Source organism: Kribbella albertanoniae (genome assembly GCF_004348455.1).
GTDB lineage: Bacteria > Actinomycetota > Actinomycetes > Propionibacteriales > Kribbellaceae > Kribbella > Kribbella albertanoniae.
In genome coordinates this window covers 1-7676 of sequence record NZ_SMKA01000361.1, presented here as the reverse complement: position 1 = coordinate 7676, position 7676 = coordinate 1, and the positions used below count along the sequence as shown (strand labels likewise).

The window sequence follows — 7676 nt, the reverse complement described above, 5'->3', positions numbered from 1 at the left end:
GCGGCAGGTGGCGCAGACTACGCCGCCGGAGGCTGGGTTGAAGGCTCGGTGGGGGCCTTCTTCGCCGCAGCGGGCGCAGTCGCCGAAGGAGGGGGCGTAGCCGGAGATGGCCAGGGCTCGGAGGAGGAAGGAGTCCAGGACGAGGGCTGGTTCGCGTTCGCCGGTGGAGAGGACTCGGAGGGCGCCGGCCAGGAGGAGGTGGTGCTGGGTGGCGGGTTCTTTTTCTTCTACGACCAGGCGGTCGGTGGTTTCCAGCAGGACCGTCCCGGTGGTGTAGCGGGCGTAGTCGTTGACGATGCCTTCGCCGTAGGCGGAGATGGAGACGGCTTGGGTGACTACGTCGAGGGTACGGCCGGTGGCGAGCTGGAGGTCGACGTGGCTGAAGGGCTCGAGGCGGGCGCCGAAGCGGGATGACGTCCGGCGGACGCCCTTGACGACGGCGCGGACCTTGCCGTTGGCGCGGGTCAGGAGCGTGGCGATGCGGTCTGCTTCACCCAGTTTGTGGGTGCGCAGCACGATCGCCTCATCCCGGTAGAGCGGCACCGGAACAGTGTCTCACCCGGCGCCGACAACTTCTTCGAGGCTGACAGCCGGACGGCCGGTCAGGTCGGCGACGGCGGTGGATACCGTGCTGAGTTCCCCGGAGGCGATGGCGGCGTAGGAGGTCACCCAGCCTGCTACCTCCCACGCGGCGGCGCCGTACGACTCACGGGAGCGGTAGGCCTCGTCGAGCGTCTCCGGCTCGTAGCGGACCGGACGGCCCCAAGCAGCAGCCAGTACGGCGGCCGCCTCGGCCAGCGTGAACGCGGCGGGCCCGGTCAGGTCGTACGTCACCCCCGCATGCCCGGAGCCGGTGAGAACCGCAGCAGCCACCGCAGCGACGTCATCGCGCGCGACGGCAGCCACGCGTCCGTCGCCCGCCGGGCCGCGGATCGCTCCGTCCTCGCCGACGAAGCCAGGAACGAAGTCGAGGTAGAGGTTGTCACGAAGGAAGGTGAAGTCGATCCCGGTACCGCGGATGTGCTGCTCGGTGTGCCAGTGGTCCCGAGCGAAGGTGAAGGTCGCATCCGGAGCCGCCCCCGCGAAGGACGTGTACACGATCCGTTGCACACCAGCCGCGACCGCTGCATCAACAGTTGCCTTATGCAAGGAAACCCGATCCGCCGATTCAGTTGCACTGAGCAACATCAGCGTGTCGACCCCGTCCAGCGCATCGAGCAGGGCGGAGTGTTCGCCGTACGACGCCACCGCCACCGAAGCACCCGGCAGCGCCGGCGCTCGCGAGGCATCACGGACAACCAACCGCTGCGGTACGTCGGCCTCCGCCAGCAACCGTGCGATCCGCGAACCCAGCTGCCCGGTCGACCCAGTCAGCGCGATCATTTGCCCACCAGGTCCATTCCACCGGCGGAGTACCGCTCTCCGGCCACATCCAAGTCCCGCGGGAACGCCGCCTCCAGCGCCTCCAACTCGGATGCGGTCAACTCCACGTCAACAGCAGCGAGGTTCTCAGCAAGATACTTACGCCGCTTCGTCCCCGGGATCGGGACGACGTCGTTGCCCTGGGCCAACAACCAGGCAAGCGCCAACTGCCCCGGTGTGACACCGCGAGCCGCGGCAAGCTCCTGCACGCGAGCGACCAGATCCAGATTGCGCTGGAAGTTCTCGCCGCTGAACCGCGGCAGCCCGCGCCGCGCGTCGTCCGGCTCGAAATCGTCCGGCGACTTCAGTTGCCCGGTGAGGAACCCACGCCCCAGCGGACTGAACGGTACGAACCCGATCCCCAGCTCCCGCAACGTCGGCAGTACGACGGTCTCCGGGTCGCGCGTCCACAGCGACCACTCACTCTGTACGGCGCTGATCGGGTGCACCGCATGCGCCGCCCGGACCGTGTCCCCGTTCACCTCGGACAGCCCGAGGTACCGGACCTTCCCAGCCTCAACCTGCGAAGCCATCGCCCCGACCGTCTCCTCAATGGGAACCTGAGGATCGCGCCGATGCAGATACCAGAGATCGACGTGATCAACCCCGAGCCGCCGCAGCGACGCATCCAACGCCTCGACCGCGTACGCCGGGCTGCCGTCGACCCCCGTCGGCATCGCAGCTCCGGTCTGCGGCTTGAAGCCGAACTTGGTCGCCAGCACCACCTCATCCCGGCGACCGGCCAGCGCGCGCCCGAGCAGCAACTCGTTCGCGCCGTTGCCGTAGATATCGGCGGTGTCCAGGAAGGTGCAGCCCGCATCGATCGCCGCGTGCACGGTCGCGATCGACTCGGTCTCGTCCGACGTCACGCCGTACGACTGGGACATCCCCATGCAGCCGAGGCCGAGACGGGAGACGGTCAGGTCGCCGAGCTGGGATTCACTCATGATCCGAACCTATCGCGCAGCACGGGCGTCCAAGGCACCCGGTGACCCGATTCCTGCGCAGGCAACGACTCTGTGACATTTTGCCGTTCCGAACCCGTCCGATCATGCGGATCCGTATCTTCTTGCGGGCAGGGGGCGAACAGCTAGGGGGGCACACGTTGTTTCTGCGACAGGCATTGCGGTACCGCTGGACACAGGCCCTGGTCCTGGCCGGAATCTGCCTGCTGATCGGCACCTGCGCAGCGTTCGCGCCATGGTTCGCGCGCGCCGTCCAGCAGACAGTGATGACCGAAACACTGTCTGGGCAACGTCTGCCGGCGGCCTGGCAGCTCGAGACAAGTCCTGCCCGGACCGGAGCGGAGCAGGATCCCGAGCCGGAGACCCTGGCGCAACTGGTGCCGGCCGACCTGCTCCCGCTGTTCAGCACGCCCGTGCTGGGTGTTCACAGTGACATCACCTGGCGCGGGGTACCGGAGTCCATCACCAGCCGCCTGATCTGGCGGGACGGGTACTGCGCCGAGGTGGTGATGATCGAGGGCCGCTGCCCGAGCGCGCCGAACGAAGTGATTGCCTCTGTGAACGACCGGCAGATGTGGAAGCTCGCACCCGGCCAGACGTTCCGGGCCGGAGCGGAGACCTCGACCAGTGACGGCGCACTGAAGATCGTCGGGCTGTACCAGCCGCGGGACAACGCAGCGGACTACTGGTACGGCCGCCGGCCCACCGGTCACTCGCGCCCTCCCGTCGAGGGTAAGCACCCGGGCGGGACCGACTACCTGCTGACCGACCGTTCGACATTCCGTACCTCGGCCTGGGACCAGCACGCGACCATGGACACCAGGCCGCTCCCCGGACTCACGTGGCTCGACGACCTGGATCGGCTCGAAGCGGCGTCGAACGAGTCCAAGCTCAAGGCAGTCGATCTCGGTGCCGAGAACACCACCTCGCTGCCCGCCCTGGCCGACCGGATCCGGAGCCAGCGCGCGCAGGCCGCGACGATCATCCCGCTGATCATGGTGCAGGTCACCCTGTTCGGGCTGGTCGTGCTCGCGCTGGCCCTCGCGGTCGTCATCGACCAACGCCGCCCGGAGATCGCGATCGCACGGCTCCGCGGGTCGACAGCCCGCCGTACCGGCCGTGCGTTGTCCGTCGAGCTCGGCGTACCGGTGCTGCTCGGAACACTCGCCGGCGGACCTCTCGGGTTCGCCGTACTCCAGATCGTCCGGAGCACCTGGCTGCAGGGCGGAGCACCCCTGGAGCTCCCGTGGCCGGTGCCGGTTGCGGTCATCGCGGCCGCGGCCGTCGCGCTCGGTGTCGTCGCACTGCAGGTCCGGGGCACCGTCCGGCAGCAGATCTCCGGGATGCTGCGGCGCGTCCCCCAGCGCTCGGGCAGGGCGATCAGCCTGGTCGACCTGAGCATCGTCGTCTTCGCCGTCGCGGGCCTGGTGTCTGCACTGACCGGAACGGGCCGCGGTCCACTGCCGGTGCTCGCACCTGCCCTGCTCGCGCTCGCGGCCGGACTGACCTTCGCCCATCTGTTGCTTCCGATCGCACGGTTCATCAGCCGACGGGCCCTGCGCCGCGGCCGGCTCGGTCTGGCCCTGGGCGCTCTGCAGATCTCTCGCCGACCCGCCGTCACGCGGATCGTCGCCGCGGTCGCCGCGGCCGCTGCGCTGGTCGGGTTCGCCGGGCAGGCCGCGTCGGTGGCCGAACACAACCGCGACTCGCGGGCCGGCTATGAGACCGGCGCCGAGGGCGTTGTCCAGGTGACCTCGGGCTATCTGCCCAAGTTCACCCAGGCGCTCGACACGATCGATCCGGACCGGCGATGGCTTACTCCGGTCGTTGTCGTCCGGCCGCCCTCGCCCGACTCCTTGCAGACGGTGATGATCGAGCCGGCCAGCTTCCGGCGGATCGCGTACCGCGGTGATCGGCTGACCGATCCCGACGGCTTCCACGCGCTCTCGGCGCCGGCCGTCCAGCCGATCGAGTTCCGCGGCCGGCAGTTGACGATCACGGCCACCGCCGGTCCGATGGAGCCGTTCGAGCCCGAGCGGCTGGACGGTAGCCCGGACTCACCTCCGCAGCCGCCGGCGAAGACCGTCCGGCTGGTTGCGAACCTCGTCGATCTCCGCACCGGCGCACGCAACCTGGTCACCTTCCCGCCGCTCCGGCTGGGAACGGCCAAGGCCTCCGTACTGCGAGCGCCGGTCGACTGCCGGGATGGGTGTCAACTGCTCCGGCTCGGGATCAGCCGCGATCTGACCGATCGCAGTGGGCTCCGCGGCACTGTGCAGATCGGCAAGCTGGCCAGCGACGACCGGCCGTCCATCATGCTCGGCAAACCAGGCGACTGGCAGCCGCTCAAAGAAGCCGGCTCCACCGATGAGTCGATCGGAGCCGGCGCCGGCGGAGCACTGACGCTGTCGGTCACGAACCTCGGCAGCGAGCAGTTCCTGCAATACGCCACCGCACCCGCGATCGTGCCGGCACTGGTGACGCCGGACTTCCGGTACGACGCCTCGGCCACCACCCCGTCGTTCGGCGGCGCGCCGCTCCCGCTGAGCAAGCTCGACCGGCTGTCCGGTCCGGCGAACCGCTTCTCCCTGCACAGCGCCGTGGTCGACCTCGAGATCATGCGCCGCATCGGCGGCAGTCTCGACGAAGCCTCTACCGAGTTCGAGCTCTGGCTGAACGCAGAAGGTATGGCCAACGTCGGCACGATCATCGAGCAGCTCCAGACTGCCGGACTCGCTCCGGTGCTGATCGAGCGGCGAGCAGATCGGACCGCGTCGTACGGGCGATCTGCGAGCGCGCTGGCCCTACAGCTGACTCCAGTGGTCGGAATCGCAGGCTGGGCGTTGGCGATCGTAGTGCTGCTCCTGACCGTGGTCACGTCCTGGCGGTCGCGCGCTCAGGACTACGCGAGCCTGCGGATCACAGGCGTACCGGCTCCGGTGACTGGGCGGGCTGCGCGGTGGGAGCAGACCGGTCCAGTCGCGCTGGCCGTGTTGCTGGGGTCTGCGTGTGGAGTGATCGGCGCGCAGATTGCTCTGCCGTTGATACCGCTGTTCGCCGACACAGGTGGGCCGTATCCGTTGGAGTTGGCGACGAACTGGCCGGTCGCGCTCGGGTTGTGGGCCGGCGGCACGGTCGTGCTCGCGGTGGTGACGCTGCTGCTCGGCAGCGGGGTGAACCGGCGCGCGTCGTACAGCCGGATCCGGGAGGAGTTGAGCTGATGAGTGGACTGGCGATCAGCACCACCGGGTTGGTACACATCTATCGCGCGCACGGTCATGACGTGGCCGCGCTCTCCGGGATCGGGATCACCGTGCGGCCGGGTGAGCTGGTGGGGTTGCTCGGCCCTTCTGGTGCTGGGAAGTCGACGTTGCTGCAACTGTGTGGCGGGTTGCTGACACCTAGTGCGGGGCGACTGCAGATCGGGGAGCACAACCTCGCGACGATGACCGAGGCTGAGCTGGATCGGATGCGGTCCGGCGATGTCGGGATCGTGCTGCAGGGGGCTGGGCGGAACCTCATTCCTTATCTGTCACCGCTGGACAACGTGCGGTACGCACAGCAGGCGGCACCGCGGGATCGAGAGGTGCCGGCGGCGATCGACGTACTGGAGTTGGTTGGTCTGCGGGAGCAGGCCGAGAGTCCGTTGACTGCACTCACGCCGGGGCAGGTGCAGTTGTGTGCGGTCGCGGTGGGGATCGCGACGATGCCCGGGCTGCTGCTGGCGGACGAACCGACGAGCCAGCTGGATCACCATGCGCGGGATGAAGTGCTGGCGGCGATCCGGACGATCAATCAGCGGACCGGGATGACGGTGCTGCTGATCACGCATGACCCCGAGGTTGCTGCTGCGTTGCCTCGGACGATCACGATTCGGGACGGGCGGATTGCTGCTGAGGGGCGGTCGGGTGAGGAGTACGCCGTGGTCGCGTCCGACGGGTCGTTGCCGCTGCCCCCGCATGTCGCGGAGCTGCTGCCGGCGGGGACGTTGGTGCAGGTGACGATCGAGGACGGTCAGGTCCGGCTCAGCCCGGTGGATCAGGAGGGGAACCGATGATCCAGGTCTCGAACATTACGGTCGCGTACGGCGAAGTGGTCGCGGTCGACGACGTGTCGTTCGTGGTACCGCCCGGGTTCGTGCTCGCGGTGAGCGGTCCGTCCGGGGCCGGCAAGAGTTCGTTGCTCTGGGCAATCGCTGGCGCGGTGGACGTGCTGACGGGGAAGGTGGAGGTCGACGGGCTGTTGATCTCGGACCGGCCGACCGCGGCCGCGCATGGCGTCGTACTGATCCCGCAGGGCAATGGGCTGGCGCGTGTGCTGACAGCTCGGGAGAACCTGACCATCCCGCTGCTCGCGAACCGTCAGGACCTGGACGAAACCGATCGTGTCGTGGAGAGCGCACTCGAGGCGGTCGGCCTGGCCGAGAGCGGCGACCACCTCGTCGAGGAACTGTCCGGCGGCGAGCAGCAACGCGTCGCCGTCGCCCGCGGGATCGCGCAACGCGGTCGCGTCATCCTCGCCGACGAGTCCACCAGCGAACTCGACAGCACCAACCGCGAACGCGTTCTCACCCTCCTCCGCACCCAAGCCAACCAAGGCGCCGCCGTAGTCATCGCCACCCACGACCCCACGGTCGCCGCCTCCGCCGACGGCCACGCCCTCATGGACGAAGGCCGCCTAACCTGGCTCCGCCGCCTGTAACCCTCGCCTCCCGCAACCCGAGCCGGTACGACGTTGTGCACGGGTCAACCATGTGCGCGGTCGAAAGGTGGTTGACGGGTGCTCAAGGTGAGCCGGCCGGGCGACCTTGAGCACCGTTCGACCGTTGCGGCGGGTGCTGGATGGCTGATGAGTGCTCAAAGTGCCCCTCGCCCGCAATCTCGGGTCCCCGGGGCCGCCCGGGTGCGTTATCCCCTGAGATGAGGGGTTGCCCATCGAGATCTCACGGGGGCAACCCCACGACTGTGCGCTGTGGTTGCTGCCCGGAAATGAGGGGGTCTCCGCTGAGGTTGCTGGTTCTCCCCTCAATGTTTGAGCAGAGAAGGGTCCACTCGAACGGATAGCCCCTCAAATGTGCCCCAGGTACCGGTCGTATCCGAGTGCACCGCCCGCAATCGACGTAACGTCCGAAGGAGCGGAGACCGGCCCTCCGATCGTTCGGACGTTAGCTGGGAGCCGTGGTTAACGTCCGAACAACCGGAGGCGGGTCCTCCGGTTTTTCGGACGTTGTGGCGAGGGGGTAGCCGGTCGCGGCGAGGTGGGGGCGGGAGCTACGCGGAGGGGGTTCAG

At 68.6% G+C, this 7676-nt stretch carries 6 protein-coding genes; 3 read left to right on the top strand and 3 right to left on the bottom strand.

What is annotated here, in order from left to right:
* The 3 genes from recO to E1261_RS41335 all read right to left on the bottom strand — a co-directional run.
* Positions 1 to 543: DNA repair protein RecO (gene recO / locus E1261_RS41345; RefSeq protein WP_132415227.1), on the bottom strand; the 543-nt coding region annotated here is incomplete at its 3' end.
* A gap of 12 nt (positions 544 to 555) precedes the next feature.
* Positions 556 to 1383, bottom strand: coding sequence for an NAD(P)H-binding protein (locus tag E1261_RS41340; protein ID WP_132415226.1), 828 nt, complete (start codon positions 1381 to 1383; stop codon positions 556 to 558).
* Positions 1380 to 2369 carry an aldo/keto reductase gene (locus E1261_RS41335; protein WP_132415225.1) on the bottom strand — a complete coding sequence of 330 codons (990 nt, stop codon included), beginning with the start codon at positions 2367 to 2369 and terminating at the stop codon, positions 1380 to 1382. The genes E1261_RS41340 and E1261_RS41335 overlap by 4 nt, the downstream gene beginning before the upstream one ends.
* A gap of 158 nt (positions 2370 to 2527) precedes the next feature.
* Between E1261_RS41335 and E1261_RS41330 the strand changes: the two genes are divergently transcribed.
* The 3 genes from E1261_RS41330 to E1261_RS41320 are packed head-to-tail and all read left to right on the top strand — an operon-like array spanning position 2528 to position 7088.
* On the top strand, positions 2528 to 5608 hold the full coding sequence (locus E1261_RS41330; protein WP_132415224.1) for an FtsX-like permease family protein: 3081 nt from the start codon (positions 2528 to 2530) through the stop codon (positions 5606 to 5608).
* Positions 5608 to 6444 carry an ABC transporter ATP-binding protein gene (locus E1261_RS41325; RefSeq protein WP_132415223.1) on the top strand — a complete coding sequence of 279 codons (837 nt, stop codon included), beginning with the start codon at positions 5608 to 5610 and terminating at the stop codon, positions 6442 to 6444. The genes E1261_RS41330 and E1261_RS41325 overlap by 1 nt, the downstream gene beginning before the upstream one ends.
* A complete protein-coding gene (locus E1261_RS41320; protein ID WP_132415222.1) occupies positions 6441 to 7088 on the top strand; it encodes an ABC transporter ATP-binding protein in 648 nt (215 codons plus the stop codon). Before E1261_RS41325 ends, E1261_RS41320 begins: the two co-directional genes overlap by 4 nt.
* The last annotated feature ends 588 nt before the right edge of the window (positions 7089 to 7676 follow it).

What these genes read in the sequence shown, in the direction of transcription:
- E1261_RS41340 (WP_132415226.1), bottom strand. Translation starts at nt 1,383, where the DNA reads ATGATCGCGCTGACTGGGTCGACCGGGCAGCTGGGTTCGCGGATCGCA.
- E1261_RS41335 (WP_132415225.1), bottom strand. Translation starts at nt 2,369, where the DNA reads ATGAGTGAATCCCAGCTCGGCGACCTGACCGTCTCCCGTCTCGGCCTC.
- E1261_RS41325 (WP_132415223.1), top strand. Translation starts at nt 5,608, where the DNA reads ATGAGTGGACTGGCGATCAGCACCACCGGGTTGGTACACATCTATCGC.
- E1261_RS41320 (WP_132415222.1), top strand. Translation starts at nt 6,441, where the DNA reads ATGATCCAGGTCTCGAACATTACGGTCGCGTACGGCGAAGTGGTCGCG.